This window comes from Nitrospiraceae bacterium (assembly GCA_035623075.1).
Taxonomy (GTDB): Bacteria; Nitrospirota; Nitrospiria; order Nitrospirales; family Nitrospiraceae; genus DASPUC01.
The window spans coordinates 19,979-46,271 of sequence record DASPUC010000009.1 but is presented as its reverse complement, the minus strand read 5'-3'; the positions used below and the strand labels follow the sequence as shown (position 1 = coordinate 46,271).

General features: G+C 56.9%; 17 protein-coding genes. 3 read left to right on the top strand and 14 right to left on the bottom strand.

Features of this window, described 5'->3' with window-relative positions; genetic code table 11:
- Positions 1–78: 78 nt before the first annotated feature.
- From VEI50_02045 to VEI50_01990, 12 genes are all read right to left on the bottom strand, one after another.
- Positions 79–2,397: an ATP-binding protein gene (locus VEI50_02045; GenBank protein ID HXX73888.1), complete on the bottom strand. Its 2,319-nt coding sequence runs from the start codon at positions 2,395–2,397 to the stop codon at positions 79–81.
- A 7-nt stretch (positions 2,398–2,404) separates the two neighbouring features.
- On the bottom strand, positions 2,405–3,373 hold the full coding sequence (locus VEI50_02040) for an ABC transporter substrate-binding protein (protein ID HXX73887.1): 969 nt from the start codon (positions 3,371–3,373) through the stop codon (positions 2,405–2,407).
- Between the two features lie 60 nt (positions 3,374–3,433).
- Entirely contained in the window at positions 3,434–5,758 is a 2,325-nt protein-coding gene (locus VEI50_02035; GenBank protein HXX73886.1) for a PAS domain S-box protein, read from the bottom strand.
- Between the two features lie 15 nt (positions 5,759–5,773).
- Complete coding sequence (locus tag VEI50_02030; protein HXX73885.1) at positions 5,774–6,295, bottom strand: TonB-dependent receptor plug domain-containing protein; 522 nt, start codon at positions 6,293–6,295, stop codon at positions 5,774–5,776.
- A gap of 174 nt (positions 6,296–6,469) precedes the next feature.
- Complete coding sequence (locus tag VEI50_02025) at positions 6,470–6,808, bottom strand: hypothetical protein (protein HXX73884.1); 339 nt, start codon at positions 6,806–6,808, stop codon at positions 6,470–6,472.
- Positions 6,809–7,389: 581 nt separating this feature from the next.
- The gene (locus VEI50_02020; GenBank protein HXX73883.1) at positions 7,390–8,130 is read right to left on the bottom strand and encodes a DUF928 domain-containing protein; all 741 of its coding nucleotides are present in this window, start codon (positions 8,128–8,130) and stop codon (positions 7,390–7,392) included.
- A gap of 65 nt (positions 8,131–8,195) precedes the next feature.
- On the bottom strand, positions 8,196–10,511 hold the full coding sequence (locus VEI50_02015) for a CHAT domain-containing protein (protein ID HXX73882.1): 2,316 nt from the start codon (positions 10,509–10,511) through the stop codon (positions 8,196–8,198).
- A gap of 181 nt (positions 10,512–10,692) precedes the next feature.
- Entirely contained in the window at positions 10,693–12,483 is a 1,791-nt protein-coding gene (locus VEI50_02010; protein ID HXX73881.1) for a ShlB/FhaC/HecB family hemolysin secretion/activation protein, read from the bottom strand.
- Entirely contained in the window at positions 12,480–15,701 is a 3,222-nt protein-coding gene (locus VEI50_02005) for a filamentous hemagglutinin N-terminal domain-containing protein (GenBank protein ID HXX73880.1), read from the bottom strand. Before VEI50_02005 ends, VEI50_02010 begins: the two co-directional genes overlap by 4 nt.
- A 654-nt stretch (positions 15,702–16,355) precedes the next feature.
- A complete protein-coding gene (locus tag VEI50_02000) occupies positions 16,356–17,975 on the bottom strand; it encodes a S8 family serine peptidase (protein HXX73879.1) in 1,620 nt (539 codons plus the stop codon).
- 993 nt (positions 17,976–18,968) lie between these two features.
- Positions 18,969–19,142: a hypothetical protein gene (locus VEI50_01995; protein ID HXX73878.1), complete on the bottom strand. Its 174-nt coding sequence runs from the start codon at positions 19,140–19,142 to the stop codon at positions 18,969–18,971.
- A 360-nt stretch (positions 19,143–19,502) separates the two neighbouring features.
- The gene (locus VEI50_01990; GenBank protein HXX73877.1) at positions 19,503–20,393 is read right to left on the bottom strand and encodes a DUF72 domain-containing protein; all 891 of its coding nucleotides are present in this window, start codon (positions 20,391–20,393) and stop codon (positions 19,503–19,505) included.
- Positions 20,394–20,472: 79 nt separating this feature from the next.
- Here VEI50_01990 and malQ point away from each other — a divergent pair, with 79 nt between their 5' ends.
- From malQ to VEI50_01975, 3 genes are all read left to right on the top strand, one after another.
- Positions 20,473–22,722 carry a 4-alpha-glucanotransferase gene (malQ, locus tag VEI50_01985; GenBank protein HXX73876.1) on the top strand — a complete coding sequence of 750 codons (2,250 nt, stop codon included), beginning with the start codon at positions 20,473–20,475 and terminating at the stop codon, positions 22,720–22,722.
- Positions 22,723–22,859: 137 nt separating this feature from the next.
- Positions 22,860–24,011 (top strand): ATP-binding protein, encoded by a 1,152-nt coding sequence (locus VEI50_01980; GenBank protein ID HXX73875.1) that lies wholly within the window; start codon positions 22,860–22,862, stop codon positions 24,009–24,011.
- Positions 24,008–25,429 (top strand): sigma-54 dependent transcriptional regulator, encoded by a 1,422-nt coding sequence (locus VEI50_01975; GenBank protein ID HXX73874.1) that lies wholly within the window; start codon positions 24,008–24,010, stop codon positions 25,427–25,429. The genes VEI50_01980 and VEI50_01975 overlap by 4 nt, the downstream gene beginning before the upstream one ends.
- Positions 25,430–25,431: 2 nt before the next feature.
- Here VEI50_01975 and VEI50_01970 read toward each other — a convergent pair whose 3' ends face one another.
- Both VEI50_01970 and VEI50_01965 read right to left on the bottom strand, forming a co-directional pair.
- A complete protein-coding gene (locus VEI50_01970; GenBank protein ID HXX73873.1) occupies positions 25,432–25,878 on the bottom strand; it encodes a hypothetical protein in 447 nt (148 codons plus the stop codon).
- Entirely contained in the window at positions 25,875–26,291 is a 417-nt protein-coding gene (locus tag VEI50_01965) for an Lrp/AsnC ligand binding domain-containing protein (protein ID HXX73872.1), read from the bottom strand. The genes VEI50_01970 and VEI50_01965 overlap by 4 nt, the downstream gene beginning before the upstream one ends.
- Positions 26,292–26,293: the final 2 nt, after the last annotated feature.

The following is a 26,293-nucleotide window of genomic DNA, read 5'->3' as shown; positions in this document are numbered from 1 at the left end:
TGTACGAGGGAAAATATACTCCTCCGCTGCGAGAAGCCGGAACCGAAAGGCGGGAGCCGCGTGGGATGAGAAAATGTCTCATACCGCCTCTTCTGCGCCGTTGCGAGATGCGACAGGTAGCGTGAAGTAAAATCGGGTGCCGGCACCGACCGTACTTTCAACCCAGATATCTCCGCGATGTCGAAGGATGAAGCTTCTTGTAATAAAGAGCCCAAGCTGCGTGCCTTGTGAAGAAGGCATGGCAGACGGAACCTTTGAAAATTCATTGAAGATCTTCGGTAGATGTTCCGGGTCGATCCCGCAGCCGGTATCGGCGACACAGGTCTGAACGAATCCGGTCGAGGTTGGGCAAAACTCGATGGTCACGCGACCACCGGCTGGCGTGAATCTAATCGCATTGCCGATCAGATTCACGAGCACCTGTTCGAGTTTGTCGCGGTCGCCCCGGACCGGCGGAAGAGCATCGACAGGTGTTATTTCCAGCGACAACTTTCTTTCTTCGGCCAACGGCTGCAAGCTGCCCACTGCAAGTGCGGCAATCTCACGAATGCAGACCGATTCGAGGTGCAGCGGGTCCTTCTCCAATCGGGACCAATCGAGCAGTTGTCTGATGATGCGAGCGAGCCGGGCCACATTATGCTCGATGCGAGTCAGATAAGTGGTTTGCTGTTCGTTCAAAGGGCCGGTGACTCCGTCGAGCATATTTTCGGCAAAGCTTCGAATGGCGGTCATAGGCGTCCGCAACTCGTGCGACACGACGGAAAGAAACGTTGTTCGCTGCCGGTCGTGCTCCTGCAGTTGTGCGTTGGCGAGAGACAACTCCTGAGTGCGCTCCTCGATACGCCGTTCGAGGTGTTGTGTGAGCTCCGCCAACGAGGAATAGGCTCTGGCGTTGTCAATTGCGGCAGCCACGTGGCTGGCGATCGTCAGCAGGATATGAAGATCTTCGTCCGTACAGGGCTGTGAGTCCCGGTCGCCAGCCAAGTAACCGAGTATTTGGTTATGACTTTGGAGCGGCACACACACAAACGACCGTACGCCCGATCGGCGAAGGAGTTCGAGCACCGGTGGGTGCAGACGCTCGGTAATGGCCTCGATATCGTGGATGAGCAAGGATTTGCCGTGGATGATGAGATCGGCCGTGAGGCCGCCGTCATCTTTAATGGGAATTTCGAGGTGACGAGCCGCCTCTGCGATGACGGGCGAGACCCCGGTAATCTGGGCAACGTAAGCCGTATCTTGTTCAGCATGACGGAGCACCAGCACCATGCGTGAAAAACTTAAGTTGTCCACGAGAAGTTGAAGCACACTGTCGAGGAGCTGATTCATGTTCAGCGTGCTGGCAATGGCAGCGCTGGCCTGATGCAACGTGGTCAGTTGACCGACCTGCTTTCTGATGGTGTCGAGGTTGGCGGTAATCGCTTGGCTTCGCTCGTGGAGCGAGCGGGTCATCTCATTGAAGAGATTCGTCAGTTGACCGACTTCGTCATGCGTCGATGCGACGAGAGGCACAGAGGGCTCGGTGCCCTCTGCCAGTTGCCGGGCTGCACCGGCAAGGCTGCGCAGGGGTGTCGTGATCCGCAACGTGAGCACGTGGGCACCGAGAATACCGGCTCCGATCAGCAGGACTGTTAGGATCAACACATTGCGGATCATGATGAGGAGAGCTCGCTTCGCCTCGGCATCTGTAATGCCGATTTGAAGCGCCCCTAGGACCGACGGGGTCATGGAGGAGCTCGGACCGACTCGTTCTTCGTGCTCGACCGAAAAATGCGGCAACGAAGTCTTCGCTTCCTGCTCTCGAAAAACTGGAATCGCAAAATCGTAGATGGTTTCATGCCACACTAAGAAGGGTAAGAGCCATTCCGACGTGTCGACTTGTGAGATGAGGGCTTGGTCTCGTGAAAGGACCAGACGAGTGACCTGGGGACTCTCCGGCGGCCTCGTCAATAAGCCTTTGACGATTTGCTCGTCCGGATAGAACGACTGCTGGGTCCCTTGTGCAGAATCACCGGACGTTATCCTCGATCGTTTGCTTTGTCGTTCCAGAATACGCCCATCAGAGGCAGTAATGATCACATACACCACATGGTCCACGGCAATCAGGCTGTCGGCGAACTCATGAAGCGCGTCAATGTTTTCTGCGACGAGGCCTCCGTACGCAAAACGGCTATTCTTCACGGTATTGGTCAGGAGGATCGTCCCGAGTTCTTGCAGGTTGTCGGTCATGGCTTTGCGTCGCGTTTCGACGAAGTACCAGCTCAACGCCGAAATGGTGAGGACGAGAATCAGGCTGAAGAAGGCGACGAACTTTGTGCGCAGACTGATGAACGGACGGCGTGCCGGCGCAGAGGCGGGACGATGTTCGTGAGGCTGCTGTGACGCTGGTCGTTCCATGTCGGAATTAATACGTTTCATCAATGATGCTGTTCAGCTCCTTCGGGAACATGATGCCCAGATATCGCGCGGTCTTGAGATTGACGGTGATCTTCACCCGTTCGACCGGTACGGGTTTGAGCGGCATGATCCGCTCACCATCAAGAATGCGCTTGGCCAACAGCCCTGTCTCGCGACCAACCTCGCCGTAGTTGACGGAGAGGCTGAGCAGGGCGCCGAGACGCGTAAACTCCGGTGAGAATCCAATCACAGGTACGCGCTGGGCCAATGCCGACTCGAGGATGAAGCGGATCGACTCGTCCGTCAACACCGTGGAGTCGGGCAGAAGCCAGAGCGCCTCACCCGTCGCGAGAAGGGCATGCAATTGTTGCGGGACGTCTTTCTCGCTCGCGACCGGAAAACCTTGCAGTTGAAAGTCGTTCGCGGCGGCATGGGGCTCCGCATCCTTGATTCGGGCGGAGGTTTTATTGGGGTCATACAGGACGCCGAGCCGATGCTTGGTCGGCAGGAAAGTACGGAGCAGTTTAAGCTGACGGTCGGCCGGAATCTCCAACAACGTGCCGGTCATGTTGGCGCCGTTCAGCTGATGCTTCTGCGGGTCCAAGACCATCATGAAGATGATAGGGATGTCGCTGATTTCCTGCTTTGCCGTCAGGGCCGCTTTCAGACCGACCGCCACGACCAAGGAGGTATCAGAGGCGCGAATCTTCTTGGCCAGTTTCTTTCCGAGGTCCAAATCCCCTCGGAGATTGTATTCCGTATAGGTCGCTCCAGTAGGAGCTGTCGCCAAGAATCCCTTGACGGCATCGTCGTAGGCGGCGATCTCGGAAGATTTCAGGATGGCAATGTCTGCGGCAGCGGCGAAGGAAACACAGAGGCTCAGCGAGCAGAGCAGGGCTGTCAGTCCAAGGATGGACGGGGCGATGGCCCTCAGCCGCACGTTGAAGACTCTGCCGGTGTGGTCAAATATTCTCATGCCCGTTGGACCCGTCACACCGCAAGGTCGTGGTGACACTCGTCTTCCACTGCGTTTCGTCTATTCACGGACAGTTCCTAAGATGCGCACTGGTTCCCCTCTCTGATCGCGAACAATGTGGCCAGACCACGTGAGTCGATGAATGGTACCGTCCGGCCACAGGACGCGGTGGTCGAAACACACCTCGGTGCGGTGTCGCTCCGATACTCGACGCTTGACGAGCCGGATCGCTTGACGATCGTCCGGATGGACGAGCGAAATCCAGTCTCGCTCAGTGCCACTGAACGAGCCGGGCGTGATCCCGAGTAATGTGTCGACCTCTGGCGACCAAAAGAGCTGGTCGGAGTGAAGATCCCAGTCCCAAATGCCTCCCGATCCAGTGGCCAAAGCAAGGCGGGCTCGCGCGTCATTGGAGCGCAGTTGGTCTTCGATGCGTTTTCGTTCGGTAATGTCGGTAGAGATGCCGCAGGTCGCATAGGGTTTGCCGGTACGGGCACAGAGCGGAAATTTGATTGAGATGTAGGCGTGAGGACCATCCGGATGAGGCGCGTATTCCTCATATTCCACAGTGGCGTTCTGTTCCAACACCTTGACATCGTTGGCACGGAACGCATCGGCGAAATCTTTTGGGAAAAGATCATAATCAGTACGGCCGATGATCTGGTCCGTCGTGAGGTTGAATAGCTGCCCAAACCGGCGATTTGTGAGGACGTACCGGCCGTCGGCGTCTTTCACGTAGATCACGGCGGTCGTGTTGTCGATCACGTCCCGCAGGAGTTGTTGGTGCCGCTGAAGTGTCTCCTCGGCGAGCCTGCGATCCGTCACGCACTGGAGAGAACCGGACAGGCGGACAAGCCGGCCGGTTTCGTTCCAGACGGCCTGGCCTCGGGCGCGGAACCATTCGTACTCTCCGGCCTTGGTGAGGAGCCGGTACTCCACATCATAGGGGACACGACGGTGAATATGGGCTGCGAGGGCGGCAAAGACGCGATCGACATCCTCAGGGTGGAGCCGAGACTTCCAGCTCTCCAAAACGTCGGGAAACTCCTCATCGGTATAGCCCAGCATGGCTTTGACACGAGGCGACCACCACACCGGGGTGCGCGGAGAGTTCCACGGTTCGTTTGGACGGATTCTTCCATCCCAGAAGCCATCGCTGGACCCTTGAATCACGAACTCCAGGCGTTCTTCGCTGGCGCGCAAGGATTCCTGAGTGCGTTTATGGTCGGTGATATCTTCGGCAAACCCGACGATGCGGTAAACGGCTCCGGAGGCATCGCGGATCGGAAACGCCCGATCAGAAATCCACCGGATCGTTCCATCCGGTCGCATGATGCGATACTGTTCATCATAGGTTCCGTCCACTTGCTTACGGGTAGCTGCTTCGAGGATACGGGGACGGTCTTCGGGGTGGATCGAGTCGAGCCACGATTGGGGCGAGGCATACAGACTCTCGCAGGATCGTCCCCAGATCCTCTCATACCCCGAACTGATATAGAGCATCTGCTGCTTTGTCGGGTCGGTCATCCAGAGAACTTCTCCGATGTGTTCGGCCAGCTGTCGAAAGCGCTCCTGACTGTCTTGCAACACGCGCTCGACCTTCTTTCGCTCAGAGATGTCTCGGATGATCCCGCTGTAGTATGTACTTTCCGAATTTTTCCAGGTGGCCAGGGAGAGCTCGATAGGAAATTCTGTTCCGTCCTGTTTGAGCCCATGCAGCTCGACGACAGATCCCATCACCCGACCCTTTCCCGTTGACGCCATACGAGCAAGGCCGCGCTCGTGCGCGTCCCGGTACCGTTGCGGCATGAGGATGGTCAGCGGCTGTCCGATGGCTTCTTCGCTCGTACGCCCGAACAGTACGGAAGCAGATCGATTCCAGGAGATAATCTTCCCGCGCCCATCAGCCACGATGATGGCGTCCGTTGCCGACTCCACCAGCGAGCGGAAGCGATCTTCACTCTCCGTGAGGAGGTGCTGCACACGTTCTACCTTGACGGCAAGTTCTTTGACGCCGATGGCGCGCCGAAGGGTTTGCCGGAGCTCTTCCTTATTGTAGGGTTTGATCAAGTAATTAAACGCCCCACGGGTCAAGGAGCCGACGGTTTTGTCAGGGGAGGTATTGGCAGTGACGATAATGACAGGGAGGTTGGGGTCCAGACTGTGCGCCGCCTTCATGACCTCGATTCCGTCTCCATCCGGCAACGTTAAGTCCAGCAGGATGGCGTTCAGGTGTCGTGTCCGGACGTGCTCGATAGCGCTCGCACAAGTGCTGGCCACGGTGACGGCGTAGCCGTCATGTTCGAGGAAATCCTTTAAACCCATCACGATGTCCTGGGTATCCTCCACCACGAGGACCGTATGCTGTGACGTTGAAACAGCCATAATTTCCTCCCGGCCTCACTTCCCCGGCGTCTTTGTCGTGATCTTCAGCACGATGCGATACTCGATCGTTCCATGAGGGGAAGAGGCCGACTCCTTCCACAATTCAAGTCGTTTGATTTCGGGCAAGGTCACGGGAATATTCACCCACGTGAGAGAATCGGATGCATCGGCGTACGTCGGGTGTCCATCCACCTCAACGAGGAAGCTGTTGGCAATGCGTTGACTGTCGGAACGAGTGCGGCGGTCGCTGTCCGTTCTGCCCGTCTGTGGACCGTCAACTCCAAGGATTTTCCGAAACAACTCCGGAAGATCCGCAGCCCCGGACTCCCTGATGTCATCCTCGGTCATCACGTAGGGTTCTGAAGACGACGGGGAGAAGGGCTGCTCTTCCTTGAGCAGCTTCAACTCGTCGCTGAGCATATGGTCCGGCGGCATGACCGATTCATCGGTGTGACCCGAGTGTGGTGTAGTGGTGAACAACACCGCAATCAACGCGGCCGAACGACATGCATGTCCAGACGGTCGGTGTTGTGCCACGGGTGCCCTCCACAGCTGAGAAGCCGAGAGTCGGCAAGGACACCCGCAAATACTGCAAAAGATATGCTGGTTATGAACGCCCGCATAAAAGCCTACTCGTGAAAATGTTCGAAATACAAGACAGTGTCTCCACTCTGAGTGCGAGCAGAGACCGCTCGATAGGTGCGCGAGCGGTCAACTGGCGACGCAGGCCCCGGAGGAAGATTCGGTCGCAATGAGGTGGGAAGGTGGGGGCTTGCGGGGACGTCTCCCTGATTTGAGAGGAGCCAGCCGTCCGGGAAAAGGCCCCCCGTTGGCGTGCTCCATGGCGGTCAGGGTATCTTCAAGCGAATCCACGATGGTTTGCGCAAGGGTGTAGTGCCCCGTCCAATACACTGCATTGCGAAGTCGCTCCACTAATGGCGTGGGAAGGGACACGGTCACTCGTTGTCTCGCAGGCTGAGTGCGAGGAAGTGGCGACTGCGGAAGTCCAGTCCCATGAACGCCGTTGTTGGATGGAATGGTATCAGGCATACAAGTCTTTTGTACTCAGGTTTTGGTGTTAGGTTTTCTTACCCGCGGCAGAAGCACGGTGCCCTCAAACCCGCCGGGATTCAGCAGGCGCAATCATGGGCTTGTCTTCGCGAGTAGTGTCCGTACGGTGATCCTCACCAACGATCGCACACGTTAAGGCCCAAATCAGCCCTATGATCCCAATGAGCAGCGCTCCAAGAATCAGCTCCTGAGTCATCGGGTCCCTCCCTCTCTCTACGCCCAATGAATACCCACGGGATTGCGAGGGCGTCCACGCATAAGAGATCAGCAAAGCGTATGCCAGTTCGTGTCGACCCGCCATCTGCCCAAAACGTCGCGCAAATAGAAGTTCCCACGCCAATAATATGAGATAAGGAATTGCGATGGAGAGAGATAGGATGGGTTTTGATGAATCGAAATAGATTCGTGGTGGATCGGAATTGATTAACCCCGGCCGGACCGTGCAAAGCGCCTTTGGACCCACGTTTGTAGGAATGAATCAGGTCAGCAAGATGGCCGGCTGATCTGCGGATCAAGGGAAGCGAGCACAGCAAACCAACTGACTGCTGTCAGCACAGCAATTAGTGAAGCGCGGATTGGATCATTCGAAGGTCCCACTCCGCTACTCCATGAAGGCCAACCTCCTTCAGCAGGTGAGCGCGAATTCTTCGCAAGCCCGGGTCACCGGGGTTCTTGTCGATGAGGCTGCAGACGCACGACATCGCGTCGTACCAAAATCCTCGGCGCGCGTTGTCTAATACGTTTTGATGGTTGTCGCAGGTCAGGACGGGATCGAAACACGCGGATAAATCGCACCGCTCGATCACACCACCTGCTACCAACTCCGATGCGTGCGAGTTGGAGTCTCGCACCACGGAGACGTACCACCGGTATTGCACGTCCGGCTCCAGGTTCAGTCCCAAATCTTTGAGGTTGATCGTATAAATGCCGGCATCTCCTGGCGTAGAAATAGGGGCCTCATACATCGGTTTGATGATCCGGCTGTCGACGAACGTGAAGCGAATTTGATGTTTCGTCGGTTTTGAAAGATACCAGTTCAGCGAAGGGGTTTTTTTAGCCGTCAATGCCACGTGATCGGGCACTAGGGCTGCGATCTCAGGATCGCTCTCATCCGTTCCGCGCAATTCGCCGCCTACACGGGCGCGCGGTGCATACTTCTTAGGCGGGACATAGAGTGGTTTCGAGGGATCATCCGGTGACACGACCGACTGCTCTGCCACGGCGTCAATCGGACCGCTTCCGGACCACACCAATGTCAAGCCGGTTCCCACCATCAGCATGAGCCCCACGAATGTTTTCACGGCGCCCTCCTTGCCAGACTCAACCGAAGAATGTCGCGCGAACGGTAGCATAGTGATTCGGTGAATCATAGCCAGTTGTTCAACAACAGAAACGGCGACCAATAGGCCGGATGTTCATAGACCCGATCGCCCAGAAGTTTTTGCTGCGCGCGCTGAAGCGCGGTCGCTTTCGATATGGCTGGATCGCGCAGTTGCCGGTAAAACTCGCCGATCAACGCAGCCGATGCCTCGTCATTGATAAACCAGAGCGTCGCGAGCGCGCTGCGTGCTCCGGCCTTGATCGCCACGCCAGCCAAGCCCAGAGCGGCTCGATCATCCCCGACGGCAGTTTGACAGGCGCTCAAGGTCAACAATTCGAGCGGATCTTGCCGGAACCTGAACAGTCCAATCAAACTATCGAGTTTGCTCATCGTAAGCTTCCCGTCGAACGTCAGGAGGAACGAGTCATTCGCATCGGTTGAAAACTTCCCGTGCGTGGCGATATGGAGAATCCCATACCGGCTCTCACGCAATTCCTGTTCCAGGAGAGGGGTCCGAAAATCCTGGTTCAGTAATTGGTCGGCTTGATAGAGCGAGCGGACCGTATCCATCTCTTCTGCGACGTAGGGCAAGGAAGGAAAACCCTGGACCGATTTCGTAAGACCGCCCGCAAGGAAGCGAATTTTCTCACGATCTAGCGGTCTTGGGTCGGTCAGGTAGAGCCCGGGTGTCATGGTAACCGCATACTTCTGGATGAGGAACGAGGTCCCATTATGCAGGGCGGAGAAGGGGATTGTGCGGAGCACTCCGTCGGGGACGAACACGAGAGTTTCGATCTTCTGCCGTATCAATTCCGATTCAAGGGGGTGAATCAACCAGTCATAGAGTTGCTGCGCATGGGGGAGATATTCACGGGTCGTCCGTTTCTCTACCAGCTTTCGAAATATGCGGACTTCTTTTGTCAGCTCAGGCGCCGTGACGGGAACAGAGATACGCTGAAGGCCGGTGGGGAGACTGACCAGCAGCTCCGTCCGATCGGCAAACACGATGGGGTAAATCACCGCTGTGGTTGGCGACACCGTGTCGAGTTTCGTGAGCCTTGCCTGGAGCGCATCCACACACTCATCGCGGAAGTAATCCCGCAGCTCCGCGGCCTTGTACGATTCGATTGCATCGCGCGCGCGGCGCAGGTAGTCTTCGGCCACTTTCGCATCCGGCGTGAGCGAGGCCCGGTGCAGCAACAGATCGGCCAGCTCAAAGAAGAGGGAGCGCACCGATTCTTCTCCGGAGAGAGAGCCGGTCGACAAGGCTGAGGCGACTTCCATCCGGATGGGACGCAGCGTCTCGATGGCGTAGTTGTAGGCAGCGAGGGACTCGTCCAATTTCCCGGTTGCGGCGAGCAAACGCCCCAACTGCCACTGCCAGCGGTAGAGCGACTCCGGCGCGTTGGCCGACTGAGCGGTGAACACGGCTCGTCTCGTCAGTTGCAGGGCTTCGTCGTTGCGATGTTCGGTCTCGTAAAGGTGGCCGAGATACCCTTCAGCATAAGAAAGCGTCCGTGTGTCTCCGATCTTCCGCGCCACCGTGTCTGCTTCCACAAAGGCGCCGGCCGCGCGCAAGAGCAAAGGCGCATGGAGGGTCTCCATTGCCGGCAAGAGTTGTTGGTAGCCCAATCCGAGCTGGATTAAACCGGTCGCCTTATCATGCGACGGCTCGAAGTCTTTCAGTCCATTGAGGGCCTGATCCAGCCAGTTCCGTGCGGCATCCGGTTGGTCCAACTTGAGCGAGACTCGGGCCGCGTTGACTTGCGCGCGGACGGCCAGCGGCCGTTCGCCCGCTGCGATGGCGCCTTGCGCACTGGCGGTGAACGAAGCCAATGCCTCGGTGTCCTGGTGCCGGGAAACCTGGGCAAGGCCGAGGTCGTTCTGGATTGCGGCAATCAAACTCGGATTTCCCTCGGCGGTGGCCATCTCCAAGGCCTGTGTCAAATGCTGCGTCGCTGCCTCCGGCTGTCGGGCCGCCAGGTAAGTGCGTCCGAGATTCTCCAGCACGGTGGCGATCCATGCGCGATCCTGGGTTTGCTGAGCAAGGGCCAATGCCACTTCCAGTTCCTGCAGCGCCTGACTCACCTGTCCGATGGATTCGGAAGCGTGAGCGGCCTGCACCAGTGCCTGGCTCTGTTCCCTGACTTTGCCGGCTTGTTCGTAGAGCCCGGCTGCCTGTTTCCACGCAGCAAGCGCCTGCTCAAACGCCCCCCGCTGATACGCTTGAAGTCCCTGCTTCATCAACGTATCGGGAGAGGGCTCGACCGCACCAACCGTTCCTGACGTTCTCGTCAGCATCAAACCGGCTGCCACGATGAATATGAGAAAGAGTCGGCTTAGATTCGTTGTCATAATCATACGGTGAGAATTGTGCATGTCGTGTGCCAAACGGAACTTGTTCGACCCACTTCCCCTAACCCCTCCTTATTAAGGAGGGGGAAAGGGGGAGGTGGACCGCTCCTCTTTTCTGAATCGATCTTCCATGCTCGCTCCAAAACTAAGAAATTCTTCAAATCGAGGTTCTCCCCCCCCGATTCCATTAGAACAGGTTGGCCACAAAACCGATATGAACTCCATGATCCTGGAGTGTGTTCTGATTGAACGTGACGTGATTGAGTTGCTGGCCCCAATACACTTCGAAACTCGCGCGATCTTTCGGGAGAATATTCCATCGAAGCCCTAGACCTACGCTTGCCAAGGTGTCGGGGAAGGTCGTGACGGGAGCCACGGGGGAGGGCCGATTGGCACCGATATTCCACCCATGGGCGACATCCGCAAAGGGGGCGAACTGGATCATCGGTTCGCCGCTTGCAAAGCGAATTAATGGGAAGCGCGACTCCACTGAGGCAATGAACGCATTATCCCGTAAGATCGTCACCTCTCGGTAGCCTCGCACCGTGTATCGCCCACCGAGCGCGACTTGCTCGAGCGGGAACAGCGGCGAGTTGGTGACCTGCAGGTCCATGCGACTGAGCAGCTGCATGCCGAGAAGTTTCTCGCCAAATTGCTGAATCGCCTGCGCCTGGCCCAACCATGAGAAGAACTGCCCGTCCGGCGTGTCGGAATTAGAATTGATCGTCGCGCCCAGTACGTTCAAGCCGACACTGAATCGCGAGCGCAGGGCGACAACTGTATCAATCGTCCGATGGGTCCAGTCCTGTGCGAAACGGAGGGCGGACACCGTGGCTGCGCCGTTCTGAAATCCCGGGAAGGAGCTAAATGGAACATCGCCGAAGATAAAACTTTGAGTAAACAGATGCTCGCCGATGATCGAGAGAGCAACTTCGTCGTTGACAGTGCGATAGATCGGATGGCGAAGACTCATGCCGATGATCTCGGTATTGGTCTTGATGCCCAACGGATCGAACGGCGATTCAATCAGTTTGAAGTCGTAGCGCCTGTAGTACGGTGAAAACGTCGTCCCATAGCGGTTGAGCGGCAGCTCATACGAACCGTAGACGATCGGGAACGCGCCGCTCGATTGGCCATAGCTGACGCTCAGCGGATCGCCATGACCCGTCAGGTTGTCGTGGGTCAGCGTGCCGATTCCGCGCATCTCGCCGACCAGCGGCGACTGATAGTTGTTGACCTCCATCCCGGCATGAAACGGATTTTTGTCCGCGACCTTCACGTCCAGCGTAGCCTCCCCCGGCGCATCACCGGGTCGCAGCTCCGCGGTCACGCGCTCGATGCGTCGATCCTGCTGTAACAGTTGCATCTGCTCCTCGATCGGGGGAAACGTCACCGGTGTGCGGACGCCGAGTTCCAAACGATTGCGCAAGTAGGAGGAATTGAACCACTTGTTGCCTTCGATGTCGATCCGCGTCAACTTCCCTTCGATGATTTGGATCTTGATGACGCCGAACGTGACGTCCTGATCGGGGATGATTGCGCCCGAGGTCAGGTAGCCTTTATTGAGATAGAGTAGGGTGAGGGAGAGCCGGAGCCGCTCGAGATCTTCGGTCACCAGCTCGCGGTTCTTAAACGGGGCCATGACTTCGTTGATCTCGGCATCAGTAAACACGGTGCTGCCGACTACGTGAATGTCATGCACGAAGACCCGCACGGCGCCCGGCCGTTTCTCCGCTTCGCCCTCAGGAGGAAGCGGAACGATCGGGAGCACGGGGCTCGGAGGCGGCTGGGGCCGTTGAAACTCTTCCTTCAAGGGTCCGGGCGGTTGCCCGGATCGTCCAGTCGGATCGATCACCGTCTGCGGAAAAGCTGAAGTGTCTGTCAGGACGGTAATGAAGGCGAGGCCGATGCAAAACAGAAGTTGGCGAGTAAACCGAGTGGCACAGAGAAGCGCGGGCCTCCCGAGGCGATGGGTCATGAAGCGCAGCCTGCGGACCAGTCCGCGGCGAAGCTCTGGGTTAAGAACCCCGGCGGGGCAATCCTCCGCAACGACACAACGGGATGCTCGTTTGTTTGGTTTGTTTCGTGCTGCTGGTCCGATGAACCAGATGAGCCAGACAAACGTACTAAACCAGACAAACCCTCCCCCTCGCCTCTCGTCTCTGGTTCCTCGCCCGCGCCCGGCGTGTTCGCATCCACCCTCTCGCCCCTCGCCCCTCGCCCCGTGCCTTCCCCCAAGGCTGTGAGCGGACTCGAGAGCCAGCCAGCCGGTTCAGCGGGGAGACTGTCCCGCCCTGCGACGGTAAAGCTGCTGTAGTTCCCGCCCGCGAGGGCCGCGCAGCGCTGACTGAGCAACGTCGTCGCGATCAGCGGTTTCTGTGGCAACGGCAGGATCTTGCCGCTCGCCGGCGCGATCGGCGATTGAATCGTGATTGTGCCGTTCTCGCCAAATTGCGACGAGGCTGAGATGACACTGGTCGAATCCGGCAATAGGAGATTGGTCGTGATGAAGATATTTCCACCCGGTCCAAAGACGGCATTGGCCAGGATCTGACTGTTCTGGAGGAGGACGAACTGCGGATCGATGCTTACGCTCCCCCCCCCGCCCGTGCCATCGAGGACCGACGCGCTGATCTTACTATCGATGAGTTGCACCGTGCCGTTGGGATTCGTCGATATCTTGATCGTGCCGCCGCGCGACTGGCTGGCCTCCGTCGTGACCGTGCTGTTCATCATCGTGAATTGATTGCCGGCATTGATCTGAATGTTGCCCGTGGCACCGGGGCCGATGCTGCTGGCTGAGACGGACGCGCCATTCGAGATTGCCACAGATTGCCCAGCTGTAAGAGATATATTGCCGCCTGTGCCTGCGTCGGGGGTGGTGCCGATTGATCGGCTGAATATCCCGACCGGGGTCCCATCAAGTAAGGTTCCGGACAATGAGATCGTATTTGCTGCAGCGATGGTGACGTTACCTCCCAGGCCCGTGCTCCCGGTGCCGCTGTCAATACGCCCGCCGTTCTGAATACTCAGAGACCCGGTCGTGACCGAAATATTTCCGGCGTTGCCACAGGGGCCCGAACACGCACCACCAATCGTTGAAGTCACGATTCCGCTCGGGGCGAGAGGGCCGATATCAAAAATGGAAGGTACCTCCGAGGCACTCGATAAAAATTCGCCGGACATCGAGATTGAACCCGGTACGGTGATGGTGACATTACCACCGTGTCCGCTGGTCTGTGTCACCGTGTTGATCCGGCCACCGACCATGTTCAAGCTCGGGGTAGTGACAAAGATATTGCCTGCATTCCCTTGACTGCCAGCATCTCCCGACGAGTTACTAAACAATCCGCTTGGTTGAAAGACGGCAAGAGGGTTGGTTCCTACGTCACCCAGAAGGCTTATGTGATCGGTAGCAGTAATATGAATATCCCCCGCGTTGCCATCTCCCTGCGTGCTACTGAGGAAGGCGCTTCCATTGATCAACTCGACCGACCGAGCGTTGACGGTGATTCCTCCTCCCGGCCCAGACACCGTGGCGGTTTCAAAGAACGTAAAGTCGGTGTGAAGGGTATTCGCGTTGATGGTGAGTGCACCGCTGCGTGCGATGCCGTCTAAACTAATTTGGCTATTGAGCATATTGATATCACCAACATTGAGAGTAATATCGCCACCCTGCTGGGTCAGTTGAGGAAAAGCCGCAAATGCCTCAGTAGTAAAGTTTGAGTTGTTCAATCTTAGACTGTTTGCGGTGATCGTCAGATTTCCTGCCGACCCGCTGACACCACTGGAGTCCAGAAGGATGTTACGAGCAACATAATCCCCTGTGCTTATATTCGTCGAATCCAATTGAATGTTCTGTGCCGTAATCGTCACGTTCCCGCCGTGTCCGGGGCCTGCGGTGCCGCTATCGATGAGCGTAAAAGCGAAACCTAGGTCCTGGGGACCGGAGGACTGGAGAGCCCCCGTCGCGGTGATCGTCACGTTCCCGCCTTTTCCGGTGCCCTCGGTATGGGAGTCGATCAGGGTAAAGGGATTGAAAGTTGGGTCTGAGAAACTCGATGTCGCCGTCAGGTTGCCGGAAGTAATCTTTATTTCCCCCGCATCGCCACTCCCGAATGTTCGTGCGGTAATGGCTGGAACCCCGCGTGTGTCAGAGATGGACAGATTGCCAGTCACGTTGATGTCAATCGCAACTTGTGCCCCGTTGGTATTGCCAGTATCAGCCAACAGCATTCCGTCTGTTATTACCAATTGGCCCCCATGGATGCTGATTGTCCCGGCGGCATCAGCGGAAACGTCGAGCACCGACCCTTGTGATAAGGCGATGTTCCCCATGTTGCTAAAGGATTGCCCATTAACATTCGGTCCTGTTTGAAGGCTGGGATAGAGCACTTCTCCCGGCGACGCAACGCTGACAAGATTGATCTGCCCACCCTTTGCCGAAACTTTCGCTGACTGGACCGTTCCATTGTCGAGCGCGCCGGACTGAATCGTTATGTTTCCGCCGACCAGGGAGAGGCTCTGCCCCGGTGCGACGGACAATTGACTGCCTTGAACGGTGATCGCTCCCGGATTCGACCCCAGGAAGCCGAAGGCAGCAACCGGCGCGCTCGTCAATAGACTCGTCTGTGCCGCGTCGGCATAGAAAATCCCGTTCCCGCCGTTTCCTTGCAGCCGCAGATAGTCCCCACCGGAAAAGGCCACCATCCCGCCCACGTTCACCGTCGCTTTGGGTCCAAACAGAAAACCGTAGGGGTTCATCAGGAACAGGTTCGCGGCAGGATAGTAGGTGGCACTGTCGATCGTGCCGAAGATACTGGACGGACTTTGCTGACCATTGATTCGGCCCAGGATGTTGCTGATCACCGTATTTTGGCTAAGGTTCGATGTCTGAAACTGGGCGACATCCCCAGGACCGACATTGAATTGAGCGAAACTATGAAAGAGATTGCTGCCGACCGTTTGGCCACCCTGAATGCCATAGATTTTTCCACCTGGTGGCGGCGGTAGGATCTGCGTGCTGAAGTTTCCCGTGACGGTGTTCCCAGTGATAGCGGTGGTGACGGGGGGGGGTGCGGCAATGGCACTTCGAAGGCTGGGAGATGATAAGAAAACAACACTGAAGAGTAGGAGGACGACACAGAGGAGAGGGACGAACGGCGCTCTTTTATTCAGCATCGTATCTCTCATCATGAATCCTCCCTGCGTTGCGATGAAGGATCTTTACGCGAGGCCTTTTGGTCTCCCTCTTCCTGCTGCCTGCCGAGACTTCTCGCCAAAGTACAACTGTTTAGTTCTGACGGTTGAACCGTACCGAGCCAGATATAGCGTCACATCCGGCTCGGTTGAGCGGTAGCTTGTGCTATGCAACGTTTGTCCTCATAGACAACGACAAAGACACAGTGTTGGATCATTTTGATCATGAACTGTTGTGCAATGACCGGTAGCACTACACCCCAGGCCTTCCTTCGGACAAACAGAGCCGGCGGGGTTGGTACACCCGGGCACCGTTCGTTGAGTAATTGAAATCCCGTTGCATGATCCCGGTGGTCCACCGTTTTGAGATGGTGGACAAGGTGCCTGACAATTTGGGCACTGGACCGTAATGCACCCCCCCACAAGGGTCGCAAAAAGCAAAACAATGAACAGTCGGTGGATACGCACTCGCGACAAGCCCTCTCGTTCCGTCATCTCTGCCCTCCTTTTGTTGGTCTGACTTCCTCGCACACATTGCACTCAGCTTCGTGGTTCTTCGAACAATATCTCTTTAAGGACTTCAAGGTTTGCGACGAAAGCCACTACTTCAGTGTATGTCCTGTCCCATGTTTCACTCCGTCGGGTCCTGGATCAGGGGGGAGCCATAGGTTCGTTGGGAAGGGACCCTACTATCTCTGAAATATCCCAGACAGGATGCTTAAGGCCTAATCCTTGATTAATGATTCCTCTCAAATTTGGCATCAAGCCGATCTTATCGGCAGCTCCCCCCGGTGACGAAGGTCCCGGCTTGGAGGGCGTCCCGTTGTAGATGTGGGATGGATCTATGAGGAATTGACGCAAGGCGTCCGGCGAGAAGCGGTAGTTTGATAGATCGCCTTTTTTGTGTGCCTGCGCGATTCCCTGAATCGCCATCGAAGCTCCTGCAACAATGGCGGCAGCTCCGGACGTTCCCGAGAAAGCGAAATCGCTCGTGCTAACATCAGCCGGCGGTGGGTAATCATCATCATATCCAGTGGTCCAGACGTTGTTGTCCCACGCCCAGCAGGTCACCTTGCTTCCATAGTTGCTGTCTAACCCTCGGCTATGGGTAGATGAGTCAGCTGCCGCAACCATGATGGCTCCGGAATCCTTTCCCCAGTTGGAAGTGGTTACATTAGAGTTCTCCTGCGCCGAGTAGTAAGTGCCAGCGGGGGTGAATAGGTCGAGGTCAATACCTCCATTGCCTGCTGCCTCGATAACTATAATGTCATTTGCGGTAGCCATTTTAATCGCGTTCCAGTTTGCATCCTCCACTTCTATTGGTACGCGATACCACCCTGTGCCACTCGGGATGCCACTATACGACCCATATGCCCAGACGTGGTCCTCCAGCAGAATCACATCGCCAGGCTTTGCCGCCGCGACGGCCGCCAAAATGGCATTAACCCTATTGACGTATTGGCTAGTCGCGTCCGGCCACATAGACGTCACCATGTTTGTGCTTACATTGGGAGTGACCCCAACCTTGGTATTTATAGACGTCGTTCCAGCTGTTTCCACATTGTTGGGCACCGCAAGTACGATACCGAGAGTACCGGTCCCGTGACCAAAGAATAGCCGGTTGTAGCCGCAAATGATCTGAATTCCTGATGGCAAGTCCTGATGGTCCAGAATCCACCCTTGCTCCATATCGATAAATTGGAGACCGACGGAAGAGCCGCCCCCGTCGCCTCCAGTGAATGTCCATGCATATTGTGCGTCAATCCCTCTGGGAGCCGCGCAGAGGTATGTCTGTTGTCCGGACATACTAGGGTTTTCCAACGGATTGAGAGTGAGGTTAGGAGGAGGTAAGGGCGGGCTTTCGACATAAGCAAGCTCAACGATTTGCCAGGACTTCACCGCTTCTAAGACCGAATAGGGATCGACGTTTGAGGGACACTGGAATGCAAAGTAGGTCGAGAAATTTGGGAACGTGTAATCAGGCCTTCTTCTTTGACCCCGTTCAACCAACCCACGGATTCGATCTGGAGTTAGTGAGGTGATAAGCCTCTGAAGTGTAATGCCTGGGAAATGTGCTGCGAGTTGGCTCCAATTTGGACCCAGATATTGATCCGGAGATCGCTCTACCCTTTCGTCATACGGTATCTGAAACTTCTGAGCCGCCTCATCTTTAAATTTCACAACGATACGCGGCGTATAGCCGACAGGCCAAGTTGGTTTTTCGTGGCCGTGATTTTGCTGGCTCTTGGGGTTTGGCCGGGTCGTAGCCATGAACGCCTCCGTGGTAAGTTGGGGTCTAACCAAAAAGAGATGAATTGTCAGAAAGTTTTCCCACGAGTTGTTGCACAGAGATGAAGTCAATCCACCGGGAATTGACAAAACGACAAAGTTCAGTCAAATGATCCAGCTGAAATGTCATTCGAGCCCCCCCCCGTTCGGCGTTCAGCCAATCTGATTGCGGACTTCTGCGGTGTTAGCTTACAAAATGGTGCCCTCTTGTAGGCTTCTTAATGAGAAACCGGCAATACCACTTTCGGCTAAGGGATAAAGCCTCTATCGTTTAATCTATATTCAGCAGTGAATGGATCATCGTTGGGCACATCTTGTGGTGAATCAAATTTTGCTTCGAGTATTATCTCGTATGAGCCGAATTCATAAGTTTCGACTTCGCCATAAAATACTTTCATCATCAAGTCCGACACGCCTCAATCGCATACGCTAGTGTTCGACAATCTTCATCCCTTCTGACCTTGTCGATTGATGTAAGGACGAACCTTCTAAAGCAGTCGATTCTGCTCACGCAGAGTTGGTTGAACGCACCGCTCTGCAGTCTTGTTCTTCGAGTTGCCTATGTTTCAGAAGTCTCGGCTTCAGAAAGACGAATCGGATGCTGTCGGTGCGCTTTGCCATGCGATCTTTCCTCTGCCTCACCCCCTCACCTTCACCTCTCCCCCAGTCGGGGAGAGGAGTGTAACGCGCACCGGACAGTCGCTGAGAGGAACGGCGACGGGCCGCACTTTCGGTGGAGCCGCGGCTCCTGTGATGGAGGAGCCGGGGCTCCAGTGGCGTCGACGATGAGGCAACCGGGGCGTTCTGGACGGGCACGAACCAGAACTAGGCGGTAATCGGGCTCTCAAGCGTGGGCCAAATTACAAAATGGTCGACTCCTCGTCTTTCGCCGCATGACTTTGCTTGGCGTCATGATTTCCCCCTCACCTTCACCTCTCCCCCGAGACGGGGGAGAGGAACGGTAAGAAGCAGTCACTAGTCTTGCCAGAGCCAGTTCAAGATGAAGTAGATGAACACGGCCAGGAGACTGTTTGCGATGATCAACACGACGCCAAAGTCCATTCTCGCGATTCCTTTATGCTTCGAACGTTCAGATCGTTTGCCCGCTTCGCGTGTTCTATTCCTGCTATTCAGCAATCGATATGCCACGTGGCCATCATCTCGCTGGGCGGTTCTCCATCCTTAATAGCTGTGTAATTTTCGTGAGTTCGAGAGTTCTGGCCGATGACAGAAAGGCGCAGTCTCTCACCCCCTTTTTCTCAACTGAATCATTTTTGATTACGTGTTAATCAGATTGGATTCTAGAGGCGAGACGCGCGCGACTGGCGAGACTAGCGGGACTGGCGAGAGGCAAGAGGCGAGGGGGGGCGCGCGACGCGGCTTGTCTGGTTAGCCTTTCTGGTTTATTTTTGTTCAGTGAACCAAACAGAGTAGCCGTAGCTGACAGTTTCAGAGGTGTAGAACGTGACACGTGAGTCGTAAGGCGAAGGGTCTCTGAGGCGAAGAGCATTATCTTTGGAGTGCGGCGGTGAGGGCTTGGACGGTCAGCGGGGCACAACCTTCTGCGCGATTGTTGACGAGGACATAGGGCGAGGTACCTGATGCCATCGCGTGCTGAACCAGGGCGATCGTGTCTTGTCTCATACGAGGTTGTTCGGCGACGATCCGGTCGTAGGGTTTATATCGCTCCACGGCCTTTTCGTAGGCAAGGCCGAGGGGCGTGAGGAGCCGAATGACAACGAAAGGAGCCGTGAAGCGGTCCTCGAATAGACGATGTTGATCGGATAGGGGAGGCATCGAAGTCCAATGATTATAGACGTGGGCGACGCCATGGGTTCGTAGCATGTCCCGATAGCGCGGCCCCAACAGCGCGGGGTTGCGAACTTCTGTCGCATACTGCGGACCGGATGGGAGTTTCCCGAGAAAATCATCGAGCGCCTTCAGAAGCGAGGCCGGCTCCAAGCCCCATCGCTGGAATTCAAAGATGAAGGGACCGAGCTTCGATCCCAGACCTTCTTGCGCCGGCGCGAGTACGAGATCCTGGAACGCGCCGGCATCCAGAAATCTCGGATTGGCTTTCCCGGCCTTGCTGCCGTAGCGGGGAAGATTTGCGTAGATCGGAACGGTCAGCTGCTCCCACACCTTGGAACAGAAGCGAAAGTCTTTAGGGACTTGGTCGGCGTAATGGGCCAGCTGCTTCGCTCCAGCCGGTCGATAGAAGGAATGATCGATGCCGACGGTTTGAAACAATGGTCGGCCTTCGACTGCGTAGCTCGCATACTCGGCGAGCGTCTCGGAGCTGAAGCGACTTTTCGGATAGGTTCGTTGATAGACCAATCCTTGCCATCCTTCATAGGCCCATGAGCTGGTGCCGAAGCGCGCACGGGGGTGGACTGTCATGACGGCATTGTACAAATTTTATCTGCAAGAACAATAGGATGCCTTGACATGCCCTGTTACTTCACTCACACTCATTTTCATGTTTGATCCGACAGGGAATTCCCTTCTGAGCCAGCTTGCCGAACAGGTGGGCATCCAGCCGGACTATCACGACATCGCCGGGGTCAAGCACGTCACGAGCGATGAGACGAAGCGCGCCATCCTCACCGCGATGGGATTTCGTGTCGATTCGGAGGAAGCGTTGGCGACGGCCCTGCGGGAGTGGGAGGAGCGTGAGTGGCGTCAGGCTTGCGAGCCGGTGCTCGTCATTCGAGAGGGACAGGCGGGAGTCAAGTTAGTCTGCACTCTCGCTCTTGATGATGGGAAGGAGTCCATCAGTCTACTCCAGTGGACGGTGCGTGACGAGCATGGTGCCGACGTTCAGAGCGGTCACCTTGGTCCTGGGCTCACGCCGGTTGACGTGCGTTTTCTCGAGGGGCGGCGTCATATACGTGTGGATGTGCCGGCGCCGGAGGGTCTTTCCTTTGGCTACTATGATATGACGGTTCGTGGGGACGGGCTTGTCGGAGGAGGACTCGCCACTGCTCGTCTGATTGTTGCGCCCCGCCATTGTTATCTTCCCCTGATCTTCGAGGGGCACTTTCGGGTCTGGGGACTGGCCCTGCAACTCTATTCACTCTCGTCCGATCGTAACTGGGGGTGCGGCGATTTTACCGACCTTGGCAAGATTATCTCGTGGGCTGGTGAAACTCTCGGCGCCAGCGTGATTGGGCTCAATCCCCTCCATGCCTTGCGCAATAGGGCCCCTCATCACATCAGCCCATACTCCCCGGTCAGCCGATTGTATCTCAATGACCTCTATATCGACCTTGAGCGACTGCCGGAATTTTGGGGATCCGACGAGGCGCAACGGCGATACCAATCGCCGGAGTTCCAAGCCAAGCTGAAGACGTGGCGCGAGGATCGACGTGTTGATTACGAAGCGATCGCGGCGGCGAAACGCTCGATGCTGGACCTCGCGTATCGACAATTTTTAAAGGAGGGCTATACCGGAGAGGAGCCGGATCTTAAACCGCAGACCCCGCGGGCCTGGTTGTTGGAGCGGTTCATCCAGGCCGAGGGAGAGCCGCTCGAACTGTTTGCGACATTCCAAACGATCGAAGAAGAACGTCGCATGCTGCGCGCGCCGTCGAGCGTGTGGCCCGACTGGCCGAAACAATTGCTGTCTCCCGGCGTCGCGGTGCGCGAGTACGGACGCCGCCATCGGAAGCGGGTCCGCTTCCACCAATATGTCCAGTGGGTCGCCGCCGAGCAGCTGGGTGAGTTGAAACGACAGACGGGACAAATTCCGATGCCGGTCGGGTTGTATCACGATCTGGCGCTCGGAACCGACCGCACGGGAGCTGATGTCTGGATGTATCAACAGATCTTTGCCTTAGGGGCCGACTGTGGGGCTCCACCGGATGCGTTGGGGCCGGAAGGGCAAAATTGGGGATTGCCGCCAATTGATCCACATCGCTTGCGTGCGACTCGGTACGACATGTTTATCCGGATACTACGGAATAATCTCCGATTCGGCGGGGCGATCCGTCTCGACCACGTGATGGCGTTGTTCCGCCTGTTCTGGATTCCGAGAGGTCAGCCGGCGCGGACCGGGGCCTATGTCCACTATCCCTTCGAGGAATTGCTGGCGATCGTGGCCTTGGAAAGTGTCCGGGCCAAAGCCGTCGTGATCGGTGAGGACTTGGGCACCGTGCCCGATTGGATTCGCGAGCATCTGGCTCACGCCAAGATTCTGTCCTATTGCGTCTTCTACTTCGAGCAGTCGTGGGACGGTTCTTGGAAGACCCCTGCCCAATATCCTGCTCAAGCGCTGGCGGTGGTGGGGACTCACGATCTCCCAACGTTGACCGGTTATTGGTCCGGCGAGGATCTCCGAGTCCGCGCGGGACTGGGAGCCTTTGCCGATGAGGCGGCGCGCCGGAAAGCTTGGGAGGAGCGTGATCGCGAAAAGACCATAATTCTCGGTGCGCTCAAGCGAGAGGGGCTGCTTCCTGACGGGATGACTGAGAATGGTGCGACGGTTCCGATGATGACTCCGGAGCTTTGCCGGGCGATTCACACGTATCTTGCGAAGACGCCGTCCTGGATCGTTATTGCGAATCTCGAAGACGCATTCGGCGATCTCTCGCAAACCAATGTGCCGGGGACCGTGGAAAGCCATCCCAATTGGTCGCGGAAATACAGTATTCAGGTTGGTGAATTGGTTCGCGACGATCAGCTCGGCCAGTTGGGAGATGCCTTGCGTTCAGTGCGCCCTCTCATGTAAGACGCTTCTAGCAGGACGCTGAAAAACCGTTCGGCTTCGTTCTCGCATCGCTCAGAGGCACCACGTACGGAACCGAGTACGCGTCGCTTCCTCGCTGGACGGCATTTTGAGCGTCCTGCGATTTGCTCTCTCGCACGATGATCAAACAACATCGTATCGTGTTGGCGATTGCGGCGACGGTGTTTCTCGCGATCGTCGTTCTGGAAGCCGTGGCGCCGGCGAATATCGTCGGGGCCTACGGCCTGGTGTTGCCGATTCTTCTGGTCGCGACGCTGCGTAGTCGCACACTGATGTTGGTGACTGTCGTGGCCTGTCTTGCCGCAACATACCTCGGCTTGATGCAACCTACCAAACCGGGCCGGTTCCAAGCCGCTGTGATCAATCGCACCGTGGTCGCGGGCGTTCTCCTGGTTGTGGCCTACATCGGAATGACGTGGGAAGAACGGAAGGCGCGGGAAGAGGCGGCACGGGCGGCGCTCGCCCACCAGACGGAGGATTTGCTTCGGGCGAATGCCCAACTCGTCGAGGTGAAGGATCAATTGAATCGATCCGAGCGGTTGGCTGCTGTCGGCCAGATGGTTGCCTCTGTGGCGCATGAAGTGGGCACGCCTCTTCACTCGATTGCCTGGCATGTGCAGGCATTGGGTGAGGAAGCAGGCGTGACACCGGATATGAAGAAACGGGTGTCCGTCATCGAGGACCAACTCGGTCGGGTCGTCCGTATCATCCAAGACCTCCTCTCTTCGACCAGACAGCGAAAGCCGGAGGCGACCTGGGTTCCGGTGGAGCAAGTGATCCATCCGGTGGTCGCCCTGATGGAGCCGGCGTTTCATGCAAAGGGTGTGGGCCTGACGGTTGAGCGGACCGGATCGTTGCCTCTCGTGTGGGCCGATGCGGAAAAGATTCATCAGGTCCTGGTGAATCTGCTGACGAATGCGCTCGCGGCTACTCCGACGGCGGGATCGGTCGTTGTCGGAGGAGGAACCAGGTCGCCGTCCGCTGAAGAACTTGAGAGCGGCAGGCGGATGGCCGATGCCATGACGACGATGGTGACAATCACCGTGCGTGACACGGGCTGCGGGATGCCGCCTGAGGATGTGGAAAAAGCCTTCGAGCCGTTTTTTACGACCAAGGCGGTTGGCACCGGAACAGGCTTAGGGTTATTCTTGAGCCGGGAGATCGTGGTCGCGCACGGGGGCCTGTTGTCGCTGGAAAGCACCATCGGCAGGGGTACCGCCGTGACTATTTCTCTGCCGGGATTACTCTCTGATTCAGTCCCTGTCGCATGAAGGAAACCATGGAGACTGCCAAGATTCTCGTGGTCGATGACGATGCCGTCGCACGGGATCTTCTTGCCGATGCCCTAAAGAAAGAGGGCTATGAGGTGGAAGCCTTCTCGAACGGTGAAGAGGCCATCGAACGGGGCCGTCGCAGCCGAGTTGACGTGGTGCTCACCGACATCAAGATGGGCACGGTCGATGGATTGACCGTGCTGCGGGAGTTCAAACGATTCAGTCCGGATACGTCAATCGTGCTTCTCACGTCCTTCGGCTCACTGGAAGGAGCGATCGAAGCCATCAAGCAGGGGGCCTACGACTATCTCGCCAAGCCGTTCAAGAAAGAAGAAATCAAACTGGTCGTTCGGCGGAGCTTGGATCACTCCCAACTCGTCCGTGAAAACGCCCGCTATCGTGACGAACTGAAAGGGCGTGAAGACTGGTCTCCTTTGGTGGGCAGCAGCCCTGCGATGTTGGAAGTGTACAAGCTGGTGGCCCGTGTGTCCGAAGGCCGCAGCACCGTCCTGTTGCAAGGTGAGAGTGGAACGGGCAAGGAGCTCATTGCGCGGGCGATCCATGCCAACAGCCCGCGGCGCGAGAAGCCGTTTATTCCGGTCAACTGCGGAGCGTTGCCGGATACGTTGCTGGAATCGGAGATGTTCGGCTACGAAAAAGGGGCGTTCACCGGCGCGGCGGGGACCAAAGCCGGCCTGTTTGAAGCGGCGAACGGCGGAACCTTGTTCCTGGATGAAATCGGCGATTTAGGGCCGGCACTTCAGGTCAAACTGCTCCGGGTGATGCAGGATCACGAAGTCCGCCGTGTGGGCGGCACGAGCTCTCTCAAGGTCGATGTGCGCATCATCGCGGCGACCAATCGGGATCTGGAGCAATTCGTCAAAGAAGGGAAATTCCGGGACGACCTCTACTATCGGCTGAACGTCGTCCGCATCACCCTTCCGACATTGACGGAGAGAAAAGAAGACATTCCGATGCTGGCTCATCATTTCTTGCAGAAATACGCTGGTGGGTCGGCGCGCGCAGTGCGAGGTTTTCTCCCCGAAACCATGGCGCTACTGAGGCAATACCGCTGGCCGGGCAACGTGAGGGAACTGGAGAATGCCATTGAGCGCGCCGTCTCGCTGAGCCACGGTCCCTTGTTGACGCCGGACGACTTGCCGGCTGCGCTGCATCAGGCGGAATCACCGGCGAGCGACAAGAGCGACGGGAGCGATCAACATGATGAGGTTTGTCTGACGTTGGAGGAGGTCGAGAAGCGTCACTTGATTCGCGTGTTGAAAGAAACCAAAGGGAATAAAGTGAAAGCAGCTAAAATTCTGGGGATCGACCGGCGGACGTTGTATCGGATGGCTGAGCGCTTCGGCCTGGAATTGGGAGATGATCCCGACGGAGGGGAGAAGGAAGGAAGCTGACTCTAGAGAATGTGCAACGCGTTCTTGATCAGCCGCAACTGGTTCTCGGCACTCTGAGGAAGCGCTGTCGGAGAATCCTCCCATCGAGTGAACAACCCGTCTTTGCCTTCGTACTGTACCGAAAGCCGGAGCCTCGCCGACTGTTCGGTGGCCGGTGTGACATTCGCCTCCACGCGACTTCGTCCCGTGCCGAATCGCCAACGCAATAGCCAATCCCACGGCCCGGGCATTTCCTCTCGATAGCCGGTCGTCAGCGTCTGATCATCCTTCCGGTCCACGTCGTATCCTCCATCCGTCAGCACCTGCACGACCGCGGTTGTGACCTGATCTGCGGGAATAGGGAGTGTGACGTCGATGACGTCCGGTTCATGCTGCATCGCTGGACCGGCGCAGGCCAGGGCGGAGGCGAGGAGGGATATCAGAACTGCCAGGCGAAATGACCGGATCACTTGCCCGCGGCCTCCTTGAGTCGGTAGACGAGGTGAGTGTCCGTCTGTGTGACGCCGGGGATGGCGTGAATCCTGCTCAAGACCAATTGGCTGAGCGCATCCTGGTCCGAGACCTCGACGACGACGATGATATCCGGCTTTCCCCAGCAGGGGTCGATGGTCTTGATCTGCTTGATCTCGGCGAGGGCTCGCGCGACCGCGCTCGTTTGGCCTGGTTGCACGTTGATCATCACATAGGCCCGATCCGCCATGACAATTCCCCCGTCGACCGGCGTGTGAATGGTACAGGGTATGGATGAGATCACCGGTTGGCCGTCAACGTAGCGGACCCCCGATACCCTTGTCAATGAAGGCAAGGGTTTGTCCGAGGTCGGAAGCGGAGTCACGGCATTGGCCGATCTAGCTTTTTTCATAT

What these genes read in the sequence shown, in the direction of transcription:
- VEI50_02025 (HXX73884.1), bottom strand. Translation starts at nt 6,808, where the DNA reads ATGCCTGATACCATTCCATCCAACAACGGCGTTCATGGGACTGGACTT.
- VEI50_01965 (HXX73872.1), bottom strand. Translation starts at nt 26,291, where the DNA reads ATGAAAAAAGCTAGATCGGCCAATGCCGTGACTCCGCTTCCGACCTCG.
- VEI50_02035 (HXX73886.1), bottom strand. Translation starts at nt 5,758, where the DNA reads ATGGCTGTTTCAACGTCACAGCATACGGTCCTCGTGGTGGAGGATACC.
- VEI50_01975 (HXX73874.1), top strand. Translation starts at nt 24,008, where the DNA reads ATGAAGGAAACCATGGAGACTGCCAAGATTCTCGTGGTCGATGACGAT.
- malQ (HXX73876.1), top strand. Translation starts at nt 20,473, where the DNA reads ATGTTTGATCCGACAGGGAATTCCCTTCTGAGCCAGCTTGCCGAACAG.
- VEI50_02005 (HXX73880.1), bottom strand. Translation starts at nt 15,701, where the DNA reads ATGATGAGAGATACGATGCTGAATAAAAGAGCGCCGTTCGTCCCTCTC.
- VEI50_02010 (HXX73881.1), bottom strand. Translation starts at nt 12,483, where the DNA reads ATGACCCATCGCCTCGGGAGGCCCGCGCTTCTCTGTGCCACTCGGTTT.
- VEI50_02000 (HXX73879.1), bottom strand. Translation starts at nt 17,975, where the DNA reads ATGGCTACGACCCGGCCAAACCCCAAGAGCCAGCAAAATCACGGCCAC.
- VEI50_02015 (HXX73882.1), bottom strand. Translation starts at nt 10,511, where the DNA reads ATGATTATGACAACGAATCTAAGCCGACTCTTTCTCATATTCATCGTG.
- VEI50_01980 (HXX73875.1), top strand. Translation starts at nt 22,860, where the DNA reads ATGATCAAACAACATCGTATCGTGTTGGCGATTGCGGCGACGGTGTTT.
- VEI50_02045 (HXX73888.1), bottom strand. Translation starts at nt 2,397, where the DNA reads ATGGAACGACCAGCGTCACAGCAGCCTCACGAACATCGTCCCGCCTCT.
- VEI50_02040 (HXX73887.1), bottom strand. Translation starts at nt 3,373, where the DNA reads ATGAGAATATTTGACCACACCGGCAGAGTCTTCAACGTGCGGCTGAGG.
- VEI50_01990 (HXX73877.1), bottom strand. Translation starts at nt 20,393, where the DNA reads ATGACAGTCCACCCCCGTGCGCGCTTCGGCACCAGCTCATGGGCCTAT.